Source organism: Dickeya zeae NCPPB 2538, from assembly GCF_000406165.1.
Classification (GTDB): Bacteria; Pseudomonadota; Gammaproteobacteria; order Enterobacterales; family Enterobacteriaceae; genus Dickeya; species Dickeya zeae.
Window position 1 is genome coordinate 893,751 of sequence record NZ_CM001977.1, and the last position, 15,377, is coordinate 909,127.

The window sequence follows — 15,377 nt, forward strand, 5'->3', positions numbered from 1 at the left end:
AGTGTGAGTTAAAATCACACATCGGTTGATGCAAGGGTAAAGGCGGTAAACGCCTTGACAGTCAATCTTCTGCTCGCATAGGGTGGAAACGGCAGGTGCGATGGACCGATAGCGCCCAGCCAGTCGACGCCGCGGCGACGTTACACACAGCCTGACGTCTTCGTAACGAGAATAATAAAATAAGGTGCTGCAACATGAGTTTGACGACGTATCTGGGTAAGCAGGTGCTGGGGGTGTTGGCCTGTTACCAACAAGGAAATGTAGTAATTCATATCTGTGGGGTGTATCCGCGTGCGGATAACAGCTTGCGGGTGTTCTTCCCAAAAGGGCATGACCTGACGGTGGGGACGCTGGCGACGATACACCTTGATAATCGCACCGGTGTTGATGAGTTCGATGCCAATATTTCGGTCTACCGTGCGTCGTACAAGGGCCGTGTGGTCAGCGTGGATGAAGATTGGGTGATTCTGGCACCGCGTGAATGCCAGTTGTTGCATGGTTTCACCCCGGTCGTGGATATTCGTGAGCCGGGTTATGCGTTCCCAACTGATCATCGCCCGGAGCGGCCAGTACCCTGGACGGCGATGACGTCACTGCCGGATACCGAGCGCAAAGACTTTACTAATAAAGTCGGCGTACTGGTGACGATGGCCGAAGAACAGCCGCATACTACGGTGCTGGCATTCCTCTCTTCGGTCGAAGACGATATTTTCCTGATTACCTTCCCGGAAACCTTCAAATCTAAATTACTGAAGCGTAATCCCCATTGTTTCTTCGCGATGGATGAGCGCTCGCACTATACCTTTGAGCGTTCAATTGAGTGGAATTACACCCTGATTGAAGGTGACGCGCATTTGATTGACCCGACAACGCCGTTGTTTGAAGAAGTGCGCCATGCGTTCATCAATAAAAACCCGTGGGAAATGGCGTTCTTCCTGCGCCCGAATCTGGAGATGTATCACATCAAGAGCCGACAATTGGTGTGTCCGGGGTCTCGTCAGTCTATTGAATCCGCGTGATAGAGCACCACACGAGTACAAGATGATATCTCAATTAGCGCCCTGACATTGCAGGGCGTTATTATATTTCGCATTTGAAATAGCAATAATCAAAACACTATTTCTATTATTTTTTATAATTGCTGAGATTGATTAATACTACTGGTAGTCAGGTGTAATTTTTTAATTTCTGGTCGGCGTTAGTTTATTTACACCAATCTTCATTGTTATATAACGGTATTTCTTAAAGTGTTACTCGCGATGCTGTCGGCTTATTATCAATAATGATGTAGCGTTGCTAATGATAGGAAGTGATTGATGAATAGAGAAAAAAGAAGATGAGTCAGAATCTGCACTGACCCCGTTATCTTTCGTAGTGATAACGGGGCCAGCGATGGGGAAGATTATTTAAAATCGACCGTCATCAGTTCCGGTACGCTGTAATGGCGGGTCGTTTCCACACATTTACCTACGTATTCGGTAAAGCGCGGCGGGGTTTTCATGCCCAGTTGCAGCAGTTTACGGTTGCTGAATTTCACATTTAATTGGGCAAATGAGCCATAAAGACGCATAGCGCGCAGCATCAGACGTTCATTGCAGGGGCCGTACAGCTCGCTAAAGCTGCTGCGCAGTTTGATAAGGTCAGGGTAACTGACCTGACGGTAGGCTTCGCCCATCGGCGGACGTGCGGCGGCGTGTGCCATCGCTTCATCTACCTCGCTGAAACTGACGCTGGAGGCTTCGCCCGCGGAAATATGGTAGATGTCATTAACGGCCTGTTCTGAATGCATCAGCATCAGGATCGCGTCGGCACAGAAATCCACCGGAATGACGTCGATTTTGTCATCCAGTGAACACATGAATTTCTTGAGTTTCATCGCCATTTCGAACACCCAGTAGATGCTGCTCGACGGTTTACAGCCCAGACGAGAATGGCCGACGATGATGGATGGACGCACGATCAGCAACGGCATCGCCGGGCAGTGCTCACGCATCAGGTTTTCGATGGTTGCTTTGGACAGGGTGTATTCGACGATGTGCGATTTTTCCGTATCCAGATGGCCGCATTCTTCCACCACCTGATCCTGCTCTGGAACGCACGACATCGCTGTGCCGATCTGGATGAATTTTTGCAGTGAAGCAACCTGGCTCATGCGTTTGGCGAATGCCAGCGTGCCTTCAACGTTGACTTTCCAAATCAATGGGTTATTGCCAAATGAGGCAATCGCCGCGCTGTTAATGACATGGGTGATACTATCCAGAACCGGGTTTTGCAGAAAAGACTCAGGTTCAGCCAGGTCGCCAACGATAATATTGTCTGCAGTTAAACGGGATAATACAGATTCTGGAATATCAAATTTACGCAGATTATTGAGAATTCGTTTAAGTCCATCCTGCTGCGTTTCAGCCCTGACCAGCATAAATATATTTTCTATCTGCTTGTCCTGTAATGCTTTTTCCATAACAGCACCGCCAAGGAAACCTGTGGCCCCGGTGATAAAGACTTTTTTCATGACGTGATAACCCTGATTAAATTGTCAAAAAGGCCAAAAGCGAGTGCTGTCTGAATAATGCTCAGGAGCAGCGCGGCTATTCTATTTCAGACGGTTTTATTTTTTCAATTTTCAAAACACTTTTTCTTATGTTGTTGTCATTCTGTTTAGCTTTTTGTGCTCTGGTTATTTTGCTTAAGATTTTATTTCTCTGGTTTTTATGCCATACGCGAGCGGTGAAATGAAAACGAGCCTGCCCGGTCGACCTATCAAGTCATCATCGAGGAAGGAGAGGAAAATGGATTGGCGCACGTGTCATTCAGTGAGCATTCAGTGGCGATGGCCTCACCGGAGCGCCGCAGATAATACAATAACATGACGGCGTCAGCACTGTTTTTCCGGCGAGAATCTCAACGGTATCCGGTATTCCCGTCAGCGCCTGCTTGCAGGCACCGACGAGAATCAGGCATTGACGAGAATATAGGCAAGAGCCTGAATTAGAACGTATAGGTAACGGCAACGGTGCCTTCACCCTGATCGGCGCGAAACACGATGGGGCTGTCTGAGGCTTTATCGTTCAGATGGGTATAACCGCCGCTGAGTAGCGTGGTCCAGTGTGAGTCGAACTGATGTGACCAGAACAGCGAGACAGACTGCCCGTATAAGCCACTGCCTGCCTGATAGACGCGATAACCCGAGTTCTGGCTCTGCTGCTGGCTGACGCCGTAGAACAAGTTGTTATTGCGTGCGTCGCCGAACAGCAATATGCCCTGAGCGCCCAGTGTGTCTGACTTATTCTGGAACAGGATGCTGGTCAGCGATGTCTGGTATTGCACGCCCTGGCTGTCGGTTAACGGCAGTGTTGCCTTCGCCTCCACTGACCACTGGTTATTAAATTGCCAGCCGATCGCCACCGCAGTATTCAATACGCCATCAATTTTTCCCATACCGCGTAATTTGTCGGAGCCGGCGCGGAACGTGGATTTTTTGTCGGTTCGTCCTGGGTTGTAACCTAACGTGTGCTCAAGATAAAACTGACCGAATTGCAGGTCATAGCCTGCCCCTTTGGCAGTATCGAAAAAGAAAGCCCCTTGGCGGGCCTGAATGACCGGCAGCAGATTCCAGGCTTGCTCATCCGAACCGCTGTAGCGCGGCGCATTGTGAGCGGCAAGGCCGACAGTCACGCCATCTTGTTGATCTGGCGAGGTATCGTCAGCCCAACTGGTGTTGCTGGCGGCGAGTAAAAGAGTCGCTATGTAAAAGGGGGTGTGTCGCACTATCATCCTGTCTGAACTCCTTAAAACGGGAACGTGATGTTGCCTTGTCGTGGTGTCTTATTCTGGCGCTTTTGTGCTTCCTTGTACGAAGTGTCGGAGTATACACATTAGCGTCAATACCCCGTCAGTAAATGATGAAGAAATTATCAAGAGGCCATGATGAGTCTGAAACGCATTCTGATAATCGAAGATGACACGGATGCTGCCAGCGTGCTGGAAGCGTACCTGAAACGTGATAATTTTCAGGTACTGCTGGCAAGTGACGGCGTTGGCGGACTGGAAATGGCGCTGCGAGTAAAGCCTGATCTGATCCTGCTCGACGTGATGCTGCCGGGCATGAACGGGACTGAAGTGTTGGCAGCTTTACGTCGCAAAAGCGATGTCCCGGTGATCATGGTTACCGCGATGGGGGATGACACCGACAAGATTGGCGCGTTGCGCTACGGTGCCGATGACTACGTGACTAAACCCTATCACCCCGGTGAGGTGGTCGCGCGGGTACAGGCTGTACTACGGCGTACCAGCGGCGTGATGACGCCAGATCGGACGCTGAGTTTTGGCCCGTTGCTGGTCGATCAGGACGCGATGCTGGCGGCGGTGACTGACACACAAGGACACAGTCAGCCGCTGGAACTGACACCAACCGAGTTTAGCCTGCTGACGACCCTATTGCGGGCGCAGACCCGCGCCTTTTCCCGTCAGGAACTGCTGGAAGCCTGCCTGCCCGAGAGCGATGCGCTGGAGCGGGTGGTGGATACGCACATTTATAATCTACGCAAAAAACTTGAAGCGGTGGGGATTAGCGGGGTACTGCTGACGGTTCGCGCGGTGGGTTATCGGTTTCGTCAGCCATGAAAACGCTGCCTCCTCTCTCGTTGTGGCGCTGGCTGTGCCTGCGGATTTTGTCGCTGGCGATCGGTACCGTGGTACTGATTGCTACCTGTATGTGGCTGCGCTTTATTATCTGGAGTCTGTGGGTAGTACACAGTATGCCGGAGGGCGTGCGTAACGAATTTGAAGTATTACGCGCTAATCCTGAACTGGATCGTACCCGCTACTACCACATTCTGGAGACCTGGTTCGGTCCCAAACTCTTCGATCTCTCTATTGCCTCTGAAGATTGGTTGATTTTGGGGGTATTGGTGTTGGTTGCTATTCCGTTGATCGTGATGTTGGGGCTGTGGGCGGCGAGGCCATTATCGGTGCAGTTTAGCCAACTCGCTGTGGCGGCACGCGAGGTAGCGCGTGGGCAGTTTTCCACCCGTGCCAGAATGGTGCCGGGTGCCCCCGCCGAGCTGACTCTGCTGACCCGTGACTTTAACGCCATGACCGCACAGCTCGAGCGTTACGAGCGTGAGTTGCATGCCTCGCATGTGGCGATGGCGCATGAGCTGCGCTCGCCGTTGACGGCCGCGATGGGGCGGTTACAGGGAATGTTGGATGGGGTTTTTCAGCCGGATCCCCGCCAGTTGCAAATGGTGATGAACCAGATGCTCAACCTTAACCGACTGATTGAAGACCTGCATTTGCTCTCGATGGCCAGTGCCGGACAACTGGCTATCGACAAAACCCGGCTAAACCCGGTGGAACTGCTGCGTGACCGCATCGCCTGGTTGAAACCGAATGCGGAGGCGGCTGGTTTCACGGTGACATTGCATGCCGATGAGGAAGGGTATTGCCTGGCAGATCCGCTCCGGTTGGGGCAGGTGTTTACCATTCTGATGGATAACGCTCTGCGCTATGCGGCGGAAGGGAAGACACAGCGGATTGACGTCATACGCCAGCAGGACCGATGGCGAATCCAGTTTCGCGACTACGGGCCGGGCGTCAGTGACACTTTTCTGCCGCATATTTTTGAGCGTTTTTCCCGGGCGGATACCTCGCGGGCGCGCCATTCCGGCGGCAGCGGGCTGGGGTTGTCCATCGCCGAGGCGATTTGTGGTGCGCTTGGTGGCAGCCTGACGGCGGAAAACCATCCACAGGGGGGCATGTGTTTTACCCTTGAGTTGCCGGTGGCGTGAGAGTAGGAAGCCTGTTACCTGAGATAATGTCGGTTTTTCAGTTACCTTGATGGTTTCTTGATAAAGCGTGGAAACAATCTGGAAATCTGCGTGGTGTAATGATCCGTAGCGGTTAACAGGAAATCATTATGACACAGACAGAGTCCATGCTTTGCGTTTTGCATCATTTGAGTTGCCACTGGCGCTGCGCTGTTCTTCGTGCCTGCGGCTTATGTGGGGGATTACTGCTTATCGGTGCGTTATCCGGCTGTGATAACACCAGTAGCAAGCCCGCGCCTGCGCCGCTGCGCCCGGTGCGTACCGTGACAGTCGAGCCATCCGATACCGGTGATGTCTTATCCCAGACCGGCGAGATCCGTCCGGCGGAAGAAACTGCGCTGGGTTTCCGTCTGGATGGTCGAATCGTATCGCGTATGGTGGATGTCGGGTCAGAGGTAAAGGCTGGCGATGTGATAGCCACGCTCGATCCCCGCGACACGGATAACCAGCTACAAAGCGCGAAGGCGGATTTGACCCGAGCGATAGCATCGGAGCGGCTCGCGGAGCAAAATCTTAACCGAATGAAACAACTGGCGCCGAATGGCGCTATTTCCCGCTCTCAACTCGATGAGGCCCAGTCGAACTGGGCATCGGCGGTATCGGTGCGTGAAAGTGCACAAGCCAGCGTCAAAAGTGCCCAGGACCGCCTGGGGTATACCCGGCTCTCTGCGCCGGTCGCCGGTGTGATCACCTCGGTCAGCGCTAACCCCGGTCAGGTGGTGAATGCGGGTCAGGAAGTGGTGCGACTGGCGACGTTTACCGGCCGCGATGCGGTTTTCAATGTCTCTGAACGATTGATTACCAGCGGCATGACCGACCCGCTGGTGACCGTGTCCTTGTTATCCAATCCAGCTATCAAAGTCCGTGGGCGTGTGCGGGACGTCAGCCCGTTGGCGGACGCGGAAACCCGTACCTGGCGGGTGCGGGTTTCACTCGCCGAACCACCGAAAGAAATGGTGCTGGGCGCCACGGTCGAGGGTGAAATCACGCTGCCCGGCAGTCGCGTTATCGTGTTGCCAGCCTCGGCACTCACCCGTCAGGGAGATAACCCGGCGGTGTTTGTGGTTGACCCACAGACGCAGGTGTTGCGGTTACAACCGATCACCCTGCGGCATTATAACGAATCTCAGTTGGTGGTTGCCGGTGGCTTGTCGGCGGGTGACAAGGTGGTCATCGCTGGCGTGAGTAAACTTCGGGCGGGTGAGAAGGTCGCGCTGGCGGAGGCGCAATGATGTCAGCGGGATTCAAGCAAAAGTGGAACCTTTCTGCCTGGGCACTGGCCCATCAGCAACTGGTGGCATTTCTGATGCTGGTCGTTGTGGCTGCTGGTGTGATGAGCTACGAACGTTTGCCGCGCAACGAAGATCCAGCGTTTACCATCAAAACGGCGGTGGTCTCTGCCAGTTGGCCCGGAGCCACCGTGCAGGATACCGTCAGCTTTGTGACCGATGTGCTGGAAAAGAAGCTGCAGGAAACGCCTTACCTTGATTTTACTGAAAGCTACAGCCGCGCTGGTGAGGCGGTGATATTCGTCAACCTGCGTGACAATACGCCGCCGTCCAAAGTGCAGAGCATCTGGTATACCGTTCGCAAAAAGATGAAGGATGTGGCACCCAGCCTGCCCGATGGGGTGGCTGAACCGGCGGTTAACGATGAGTTTGACGATACGTTCGGCACCATTTATGGCTTTACTGCCGAGGGATACTCGCCGCGCGAGCTGCGCGATAAGGTAGATGACATTCGTACCGAACTACTCGCCACGCCGGATATCGGCAAAATCGAGGTATTGGGCGCGCAGGATGAGCAGATCGTAGTGGCGTTTTCGCCCAGACAACTGGCGGGGATGGGGCTTTCCCTGCAACAGGTGACGGCAGCGTTGCAGGCACAGAATGCCGTTAGTCCGGCTGGCATCATTCGAACCGATAGTGACAAGGTGGCGCTTCGGGTCAGCGGCGCGTTTGTGTCCGAAGCGAGCCTACGCGACGTGACGCTGCGTATTGGAAGCCGCTTCATCCCGTTAACCGACATCGCGACGATTCACCGTCAGGCGGCTGAGCCGCCCGCACCGGCGTTTCGCGTCAATGGGCAACCGGCCATTGGGCTGGCGATTTCAATGGCATCGACCGGCAATATGCTGGATTTCGGTAACGCGCTGCGCAGCAAGATGGCGACGATCAGCGCGTCACTACCGTATGGGATTGAGGTCACTAACGTGGCGGATCAATCTGCGGTGGTGGCGTCGTCGGTCAACGGTTTTGTCCGGGTGCTGCTGGAGGCCGTCGTGATCGTGCTGGCGGTATCGTTCGTTTCGCTGGGTAGCCGCGCTGGTCTGGTGGTGGCGGCGTCGATACCGATTGTGCTGGCGATGACCTTCACCGGTATGGAGGTAGCAGGTATTGGCCTGCAGCGCATTTCACTCGGGGCGCTGATTATCGCGCTCGGGCTGTTAGTGGATGACGCCATGATCACGGTGGAGGCGATGGTATCGAGCCTGGAGAAGGGGGAGGCCCGTGAACAGGCCGCTACCCGTGCTTATGACACCACCGCGTTTCCGATGCTCACCGGTACGCTGGTGATGATAGCGGGCTTCATTCCAGTGGGGTTTGCGGCATCCAGCGCCGGTGAGTACTGCTACTCGCTGTTTATTGTGGTGATGATTTCGCTCATCAGCTCCTGGGTGGTGGCTATTCTGTTCTCGCCGCTGATTGGCGTCTGGTTGCTACCGAAGGCGGTGAAAGTTCATCAACATAACGCTGGGTGGCTGTCGCGTATGTACGAGCGCTTGCTGTCGACTGCGTTGCGCTACCGTGGTCGAACACTGCTGCTGACGGTGGCGTTACTGGCGCTGGCCATCGTGGCTGCCGGTAGGCTGGAAGGCGAGTTTTTCCCGGCCTCAGACCGACCAGAACTGCTGGTCAGCCTGACATTGCCGAATAATGCCTCTCAGGAAGCGACCGAACGAGAGGTGGTACGGCTTGAACAGTCGCTGAAAGATGACCCGAATCTGGATCATTTCTCTACCTATGTCGGCTCCGGTGCCGTGCGTTTCTACCTGCCGATGGACGTACTGTTAGAAAATGAAAATATCGCGCAACTGGTGGTGGTGGCTAAAGGGTTAAAAGAGCGGGATGCGCTGCGCGCCCGACTGGAGAAACGCCTACAACAGGATTTCAGCCATTTGGTGACCCGCGTATCGCCGCTGGAATTAGGGCCACCCGTTGGCTGGCCGCTCAAATACCGGGTGAGCGGGCCGGATATTAGCAAGGTTCGCGAGTATGCGACCGGCCTGGCCGCGCTGATTGGCAACACCCCCGGTACACGGGAAGTGAACCTGACCGCCGGTGAACCGGAGCGTGCGATTCGTATTGACCTCAATCAGACGGAGGCGCGAGCGGTGGGCATCAGTTCGCAGGATGTCGCCAGCGCGTTGTCGACCATTTTCTCCGGCACCACGGTAACCAGCGTGCGCGATCGTAACCGCATGGTGGGTGTGGTGGTGCGTGCCCGCGATGAGGAGCGCCAGGATCTGGATACGGTTGCCAGTCTGCAACTGCGTGCGGCTAATGGGCAACAGGTGCCGCTGGGGCAGATAGCCTCCATCGGGTATGGCATTGACGAACCGATCATCTGGCGTCACAAACGTATCCCCTTTATCACGGTGCAAACCGACCTGGCTCCTGGGGGTCGTGCTCAGGCATTGTCAGCGGCGCTGGCACCGAAAGTGGCGGCGTATCAGGCGACATTACCAGCGGGTTACCGTATTAAAGAAGGCGGCTCGGTAGCGGAGTCCAATAAGGGGAACAGCTCGGTATATCGGGTGTTGCCGGTCACGCTGCTGGTGATGTTGATATTGCTGATGGTGCAGTTGCAACGCTTCTCTCGCATGATGCTGGCGGTGATGATGGCACCGTTCGGGTTGATTGGCATCGTGGCGGCTATGCTGCCAACCGGTACGCCGATGGGGTTTGTCGCGTTACTCGGGGTTATCGCCCTGGCAGGGATGATCATCCGTAATGCGGTGATCCTGATCAGTGAGGTGGACACCAACACCGCCGCCGGTATGTCGGCCAGCGAGGCGATTATTCACGCGGCTCGCCACCGATCGCGTCCCATTCTGTTGACTGCCATGGCGGCGATTTTGGGGATGATCCCCATCTCCAGACAGGTATTCTGGGGGCCGATGGCCTACGCTATTATCGGCGGGCTGATCGTCGCGACACTGCTGACGCTGACGGTGTTACCGGCGGCGATCAGTCTGGTAATGCAGTGGGAGGCGCGCGCTAAATCGCGGCGATAACGCGTGGATAAAGCGGGTAAGAGAGCCTGTTATCCGAATATGGCCCGGCATCAGTCACGATACCGGGCCGCAGGCTTAGAAGGTAAAACTCAGTTTGGCGGCAGCGCCATAGGTGTGTTGGCTTGCGGTGCCGGCCATGCCGGTCAGGTCAAGATGGACGCCGAAGGGAGATAGCCCAATACCGGCGGTGACCTGGTCTTTGTCACTGTCGCGCATATTGGCGCGATAACCCACACGCAATTGCGCCCAGGACAACACGCGATATTCCGCACCCACACCGGCGTACTGGTTCTTTTTCTCAGCATCAAAACCACTGGCGGGCGTCAGGTCGATATCGGTCGCCAGCGTCAGCTTGTCTTTGTTCCAGGCGGTACCGGCAGTGACCTGCGGGCGAAGGCTGAAAGTGCGCTGAATGCCCTGCACCTCTTTGGTATCGATCCGGCGTCCTATCAGGTTTTGTGCCACCAGACCGGCACTCCAGTTGGGCGTCAGGTTGGTACTTACCCCCACATCCAGGTTCGCACCGGTCGTGGATTTTCTGAATTCTGAATTGCGGAAATCGGAAGCGCTGTAGTTATTGATTGATGCAATATAGTTATAGGTATCAATCTGTTGCAGTTTCGGTGTGATACCGACCGAGACCGGCTGACCGGCAATACTGAATGCTTTCGCCATGGCGACACCGTACTCGGTCACCAGCGCGCCTGCGCCTTCGGCCCGGGAGGTGAAGCTATTCAGGTCGGCTGAACTGGGAATGGTTCTTCCAGCCGCCACGCTATCCAGATAGGCCAGGTCACGGTCGGTCACCACCGCTTTGGCGTTGGCAACCCCCCAGCCTTTCACAACAAAAGCGAAGGGGAGTGTTTGATTGGGAACCGCAATGACGGCCGCTGCCGCGGCATCGCCGTAAGCGCGATCGCCATTGATGCCTTCCAATTCACCCCGCAGCGACTGAAAGGAGGAGATACCCTGCTGTAACGCCAGTCGACGCAACAGCGGGTTGGTGACACCACTGCTGGCGTTCAGCGTGTTTTTGACGCTGTCCCAACTGCTTTTGATACGATCGAATTTGTCTTCCACTTTGTCTGGATCGGAAACGAAGACACCAACGGACGGGAGGATCACGCTAACATTGTCGCTGGCCTGTGCGTTGGTGAGTAGTGCCGGGTTGGTCAATGCTGCAGAACCGTAGTGCGATGAGGCGACACCCGTTCCCCCCATAGCGTCATTCCTTGCATCCGACCAGGTGCCAGCAGCAAAGGTGACAGCGGGAGAAAACAAACCCGCAACCGTTATGGCGCGGACGAGTGAGTTTTTGTGCATACGAGCATTCCTTTATCAAAATAAGGGATTAGGAAAAATTTCCTTTTTGCTGTGTGCTCGTAGTGTTTTTTAAAAATAAACGTAGTAGCTAAAGTAAAAATAGAGGACACCCTTATACAGACTGAGAGAAAATACTCCCGTGGCAGGAGGCTTGTCTCACAGCAGCTTGAAATGGCTTTTCGGTGTGTCGCTTTTTCAGTGTGTTATTGCACCCAAGACTTGCGTGCAAAAAGCATCGACAGCCTAACATTTTCATTTTTGGCAGTGATAGTCTTTTACCTGATATCAGGCACCCTTGGCGTAGTAATTTTCTAGCTTGTTGAATTTATTATCTTTATTGATTGCGTGAATAGCGTGCTTTAATTCGCTTTATTTGATGGAATGAATATCTTGAATTAATGTCGATATTATGTAACCCCTGTGTTATCGGCCAGATAACGTCAATATCCATCCTGTAGCAGCGTTGCCTCTTTCCTTATTTTCTTTGTGATGATGGCGGCATTCATTTACCTCTCATTATTCCATTAGATTATTTTATGCCGATGGTGTTTTAATTCCTGATAGGGTGAGAGCGCAAGGGGCATCGGAAAGCGAGTGTTTATTTCTACAGCTATCTTGTACCGGCGTGTGGGCCGTAACGATGAAAGGTGAAGTATGGGAGAAATTGAACGATTTCAGCGTGGGGATTTACTGGTGGCAGCCTGCCCATCGCGTGAAGTTTTACAACATATCACCAGCCGCTGGGGCATTCTGGTCTTGATTGTACTGGAGTCCAAAACGCTGCGGTTCAGTGAATTGCGTCGGCTGATTAATGGTATCAGCGAACGTATGCTGGCTCAGACCTTACAATGTCTGGAAGGTGACGGTTTGATTCATCGGGTGGCTTACGATGTGGTGCCGCCACACGTGGAATACAGCCTGACCCCGCTGGGAAAAGAAGCATCGGAAAAGGTGCGTGTGCTAGTCGATTGGATAGAAGAAAGTATGCCGCGTATTACTGAACACTGGCGTAAATCGGGAGCGCCGCGCTCGTTGAAAACGCCTGCCTGATATTTGCTGCGTGTTTGAACTACGTGACAAGCTTTCCCCGAGAGCTATCTTGTGAGACCCCACGCATCAAACTGTTTGTTGATTTCTTTAATGGACGCGAGCTTTATTTTGGGGAGTGCCAGCGTTTCAAAAAGCTCAGCATAGTATTTCCGGTTCCCTGGCGTGACAGCGGCAATATGGTGGACCATTTTCCAGTTCAGTCTGTCTTTTCCTCCTTCCAGACCACCATAACGCTGGTATTGAAACAGTGTGCGATTCACATAGCGAGACAAACTCGCCAGTGTGGATACATCAAGCAAAATAAGCCCGGTGGCACGGGATAAACGCTGCGGCAGGCATCTTTTATAATTTCCATCCATGACCCACTTCTCTTTATTGATTGCCGCATCGTGCAATAGCAGAAATTCATTGAATGGACGTTCTTGCCAGTTCGAATAGGGGATATGGAAAAAACGGTCCAGATGAATAACCTCCAGATGACGTTTCTTCGCGATGGCATGCGCCAGAGTAGATTTACCGCTATTTGATGGGCCGATAATGCAAATTCTGTCGCCTAAATCGGAAAGTTTCATCGAGACTCTCATTCATCGCCGCTGAACCCGAGCCAATAATACTGACGTTGATGTCATTGTTCTATTATTAATCGGCCGCTTAACGGGAGGGGGGGATTATCTCGAATGATGCTGCCACTGGCGCGATAACAGAACATCCCGGCCTTAAGGCCAGGATGTTAAGCAAGCACGTTGCAGCATAAGGGGGGCTTTTTACCGTTCTTGTGCTGCTAAGTCAGAACGGTTTGTGGCTCAGGGTTTTGTCAGTGAAATGGCAAAGGTACCCTGTGGAACCACCGGCAGATATTTACGGTAATAGTCGAGATAGTTTTTGACCGGATCGATATCTTTGAATAACTCAGGGTAGAGGGATTTGGCAATAAACTGCACCATGGCGAAGTCAGACAACGTGCGTGACGCGCCCTGATAAACCGCGAACACCTGCTGGTTTTTCACCGCAGGAAAATCTTCCCAGCCAGCGCGCTGAGTGAACCCACGCAATTTGGCCTCAGCATCCGCTTTATTCACACCCACGCCCATTAGCATTGCATCGGCGACTTTGTTGTCCTCACGACCGGAGAAGAACACGGCATCTGGTTTGCTGCTCAGCACTTGCTCAGGGTTCATGATTCCCCACAATTTCACATAGGGGGCGGCAATATTATCGCCACCGGCTAAATCGAGCATCGATCCCCACATGTTTTGACCGTAGGTAAAGGAGTATTCGGACGGGCCACGGTTACCGAATTCAAAATACACTTTGGGTTTAGGTTTATGGGCTGCAGCGATACGTGCTTCTACCGTTTCGATGCTGCTTTGATAAAAGTGCGCTATCTCATTGGCACGTTCGGTGTTTCCCGTCAGTTGACCAAATATTTGAGTTGATTTCACATGCAGAGCGACCGTCTGAGCGTTGTAATCCACTACGACGACAGGGATATGCAGTTGCTCAAGGGTGGCAACTTCTGCTTTCAGCGCCTGATATTGCCAGCTCGCCAGGATCACCACATCGGGTTTCAGGCTGATCAACTTCTCAATTGACACGTTATGCAGGTCAACTTCGCCAATATCGGGCAGCGTTGCCAGTGAAGGGCGATGTTTCACGTACATCTCCCAGTTGGCCGGAACCTTGCCGCGCCAGGCTTCGCGCGAGATACCCACGACATGATCAAAGGCTTTATCACCGCCGACGGCCATGTAGTCTTCAAAGTAAAAGCCCAGAATGGCGCGTTTAACCGGCACATCAACGGTCACGTTGCGCCCGGCGGTGTCATTAATCGTCACTTGTGCGGCGATGGAAACACCGCTAATGACCGATAAACCGAGTAACACGATACCCCTGAAAATACTGAACAACATCCTGACCTCTCTTCTTATATGACCTGGAATCACGCGCCGAAAAAGCTGAATAAGAATAATAAAAATTCGCATTAAAGGCCAGCGGGATAGAGGAAGATTAGGAAACAACATGCAGGTATTAGTAAAGGTTAAGTGTTTTGTTGACGATTCCTGTTCCTGATGGCCGCCAGGCAGGCAACAGCCGATACCTCTCTGTGTTGAAGATCTTTTAAACGTAGATTTGATATGTTGGATTTGCGGTTTTTGAGATAATCAAAAACAGTATTGTTTATAATTTATTGATTATATTTATATTTTTTCTATCATTTTGAGATGTCGTCATGCCTGGTTTGAGATAACTACATATCATGGCTCAATTTAATCACTTTGAACTCTCGCTCCTGAACCCCAGTTTTGACTCCCCTTTGGTCGATGTGTAAGTTTCCCTGTTTCCCCCGTGTTTTCTACTTCATTATGAATGATCTGAAAGAAAGGAACCGTAGAGGAGCGTAGAAAGACCGTAGCTGTGAGGTAAGGAAAAGGCACATCAGAGGGTGTTAAGGTGTCTAAAAGTAACGAACATCTGCGAAAATGGCGAGAAATCCAGCAAGCAAATAACGTGTTGCAACGACCAGAAATCTAACAGAACGCCAAAAGCAAAAAACCAGCCCGTAGGCTGGTTTTTCTGAATAAGTGGTGCCCGGACTCGGAATCGAACCAAGGACACGGGGATTTTCAATCCCCTGCTCTACCGACTGAGCTATCCGGGCAACGGGGCGCATTAAACCGTATATCGCGATGAGCGTCAACGAGTTTCTGTCACAATCGCTGCGGTTGGTCTATTTTCAGCCAGTCGCCCCTGTTCGCTGTTGATTTGACGAGCGGGGTGGGGCGCTGGCAAGCCTGATGGCAGGCGGTAATGCGCCGATAAATACTGTCACATTCGTTTTCTTGAATTCGGTGAAAAATAATGCCACTATTGCGCGGTTT

11 protein-coding genes and 1 tRNA gene are annotated in these 15,377 nt (G+C 52.9%); 6 read left to right on the plus strand and 6 right to left on the minus strand.

Annotation, left to right across the window (positions count from 1 at the left end; genetic code table 11):
* Positions 1–194 precede the first annotated feature (194 nt).
* Entirely contained in the window at positions 195–1,019 is an 825-nt protein-coding gene (locus DZE2538_RS04075; RefSeq protein WP_019844397.1) for a hypothetical protein, read from the plus strand.
* Positions 1,020–1,402: 383 nt separating this feature from the next.
* Here the strand turns inward: DZE2538_RS04075 and DZE2538_RS04080 are convergent, their stop codons facing one another.
* Entirely contained in the window at positions 1,403–2,512 is a 1,110-nt protein-coding gene (locus tag DZE2538_RS04080) for an SDR family oxidoreductase (RefSeq protein ID WP_019844396.1), read from the minus strand.
* A 476-nt stretch (positions 2,513–2,988) separates the two neighbouring features.
* On the minus strand, positions 2,989–3,774 hold the full coding sequence (locus DZE2538_RS04085; protein ID WP_019844385.1) for a MipA/OmpV family protein: 786 nt from the start codon (positions 3,772–3,774) through the stop codon (positions 2,989–2,991).
* 153 nt (positions 3,775–3,927) lie between these two features.
* Here DZE2538_RS04085 and DZE2538_RS04090 point away from each other — a divergent pair, with 153 nt between their 5' ends.
* The 4 genes from DZE2538_RS04090 (at position 3,928) to DZE2538_RS04105 (ending at position 10,125) form a co-directional block, all read left to right on the plus strand.
* Positions 3,928–4,623 (plus strand): response regulator, encoded by a 696-nt coding sequence (locus DZE2538_RS04090; RefSeq protein ID WP_038913278.1) that lies wholly within the window; start codon positions 3,928–3,930, stop codon positions 4,621–4,623.
* Entirely contained in the window at positions 4,620–5,789 is a 1,170-nt protein-coding gene (locus DZE2538_RS04095; RefSeq protein WP_019844383.1) for a sensor histidine kinase, read from the plus strand. The genes DZE2538_RS04090 and DZE2538_RS04095 overlap by 4 nt, the downstream gene beginning before the upstream one ends.
* Positions 5,790–5,917: 128 nt before the next feature.
* Complete coding sequence (locus DZE2538_RS04100; RefSeq protein WP_080638949.1) at positions 5,918–7,060, plus strand: efflux RND transporter periplasmic adaptor subunit; 1,143 nt, start codon at positions 5,918–5,920, stop codon at positions 7,058–7,060.
* Positions 7,057–10,125 carry an efflux RND transporter permease subunit gene (locus DZE2538_RS04105; protein ID WP_038915655.1) on the plus strand — a complete coding sequence of 1,023 codons (3,069 nt, stop codon included), beginning with the start codon at positions 7,057–7,059 and terminating at the stop codon, positions 10,123–10,125. The genes DZE2538_RS04100 and DZE2538_RS04105 overlap by 4 nt, the downstream gene beginning before the upstream one ends.
* A 75-nt stretch (positions 10,126–10,200) precedes the next feature.
* Here DZE2538_RS04105 and DZE2538_RS04110 read toward each other — a convergent pair whose 3' ends face one another.
* Positions 10,201–11,448 (minus strand): conjugal transfer protein TraF, encoded by a 1,248-nt coding sequence (locus DZE2538_RS04110; RefSeq protein WP_038915656.1) that lies wholly within the window; start codon positions 11,446–11,448, stop codon positions 10,201–10,203.
* A 654-nt stretch (positions 11,449–12,102) separates the two neighbouring features.
* Here DZE2538_RS04110 and DZE2538_RS04115 point away from each other — a divergent pair.
* Positions 12,103–12,498, plus strand: coding sequence for a winged helix-turn-helix transcriptional regulator (locus tag DZE2538_RS04115; RefSeq protein WP_023639044.1), 396 nt, complete (start codon positions 12,103–12,105; stop codon positions 12,496–12,498).
* Between the two features lie 44 nt (positions 12,499–12,542).
* Here the strand turns inward: DZE2538_RS04115 and DZE2538_RS04120 are convergent, their stop codons facing one another.
* From DZE2538_RS04120 to DZE2538_RS04130, 3 genes are all read right to left on the minus strand, one after another.
* Entirely contained in the window at positions 12,543–13,070 is a 528-nt protein-coding gene (locus DZE2538_RS04120; protein ID WP_038915657.1) for a P-loop NTPase family protein, read from the minus strand.
* Between the two features lie 231 nt (positions 13,071–13,301).
* Positions 13,302–14,408: an ABC transporter substrate-binding protein gene (locus DZE2538_RS04125; protein WP_038915658.1), complete on the minus strand. Its 1,107-nt coding sequence runs from the start codon at positions 14,406–14,408 to the stop codon at positions 13,302–13,304.
* A 673-nt stretch (positions 14,409–15,081) separates the two neighbouring features.
* Positions 15,082–15,157 (minus strand) — tRNA-Phe (locus DZE2538_RS04130).
* Positions 15,158–15,377 lie beyond the last annotated feature (220 nt).

Coding starts and splice junctions, on each gene's coding strand:
- DZE2538_RS04075 (WP_019844397.1), top strand. CDS start 195: ATGAGTTTGACGACGTATCTGGGTAAGCAGGTGCTGGGGGTGTTGGCC.
- DZE2538_RS04080 (WP_019844396.1), bottom strand. CDS start 2,512: ATGAAAAAAGTCTTTATCACCGGGGCCACAGGTTTCCTTGGCGGTGCT.
- DZE2538_RS04085 (WP_019844385.1), bottom strand. CDS start 3,774: ATGATAGTGCGACACACCCCCTTTTACATAGCGACTCTTTTACTCGCC.
- DZE2538_RS04090 (WP_038913278.1), top strand. CDS start 3,928: ATGAGTCTGAAACGCATTCTGATAATCGAAGATGACACGGATGCTGCC.
- DZE2538_RS04095 (WP_019844383.1), top strand. CDS start 4,620: ATGAAAACGCTGCCTCCTCTCTCGTTGTGGCGCTGGCTGTGCCTGCGG.
- DZE2538_RS04100 (WP_080638949.1), top strand. CDS start 5,918: ATGACACAGACAGAGTCCATGCTTTGCGTTTTGCATCATTTGAGTTGC.
- DZE2538_RS04105 (WP_038915655.1), top strand. CDS start 7,057: ATGATGTCAGCGGGATTCAAGCAAAAGTGGAACCTTTCTGCCTGGGCA.
- DZE2538_RS04110 (WP_038915656.1), bottom strand. CDS start 11,448: ATGCACAAAAACTCACTCGTCCGCGCCATAACGGTTGCGGGTTTGTTT.
- DZE2538_RS04115 (WP_023639044.1), top strand. CDS start 12,103: ATGGGAGAAATTGAACGATTTCAGCGTGGGGATTTACTGGTGGCAGCC.
- DZE2538_RS04120 (WP_038915657.1), bottom strand. CDS start 13,070: ATGAAACTTTCCGATTTAGGCGACAGAATTTGCATTATCGGCCCATCA.
- DZE2538_RS04125 (WP_038915658.1), bottom strand. CDS start 14,408: ATGTTGTTCAGTATTTTCAGGGGTATCGTGTTACTCGGTTTATCGGTC.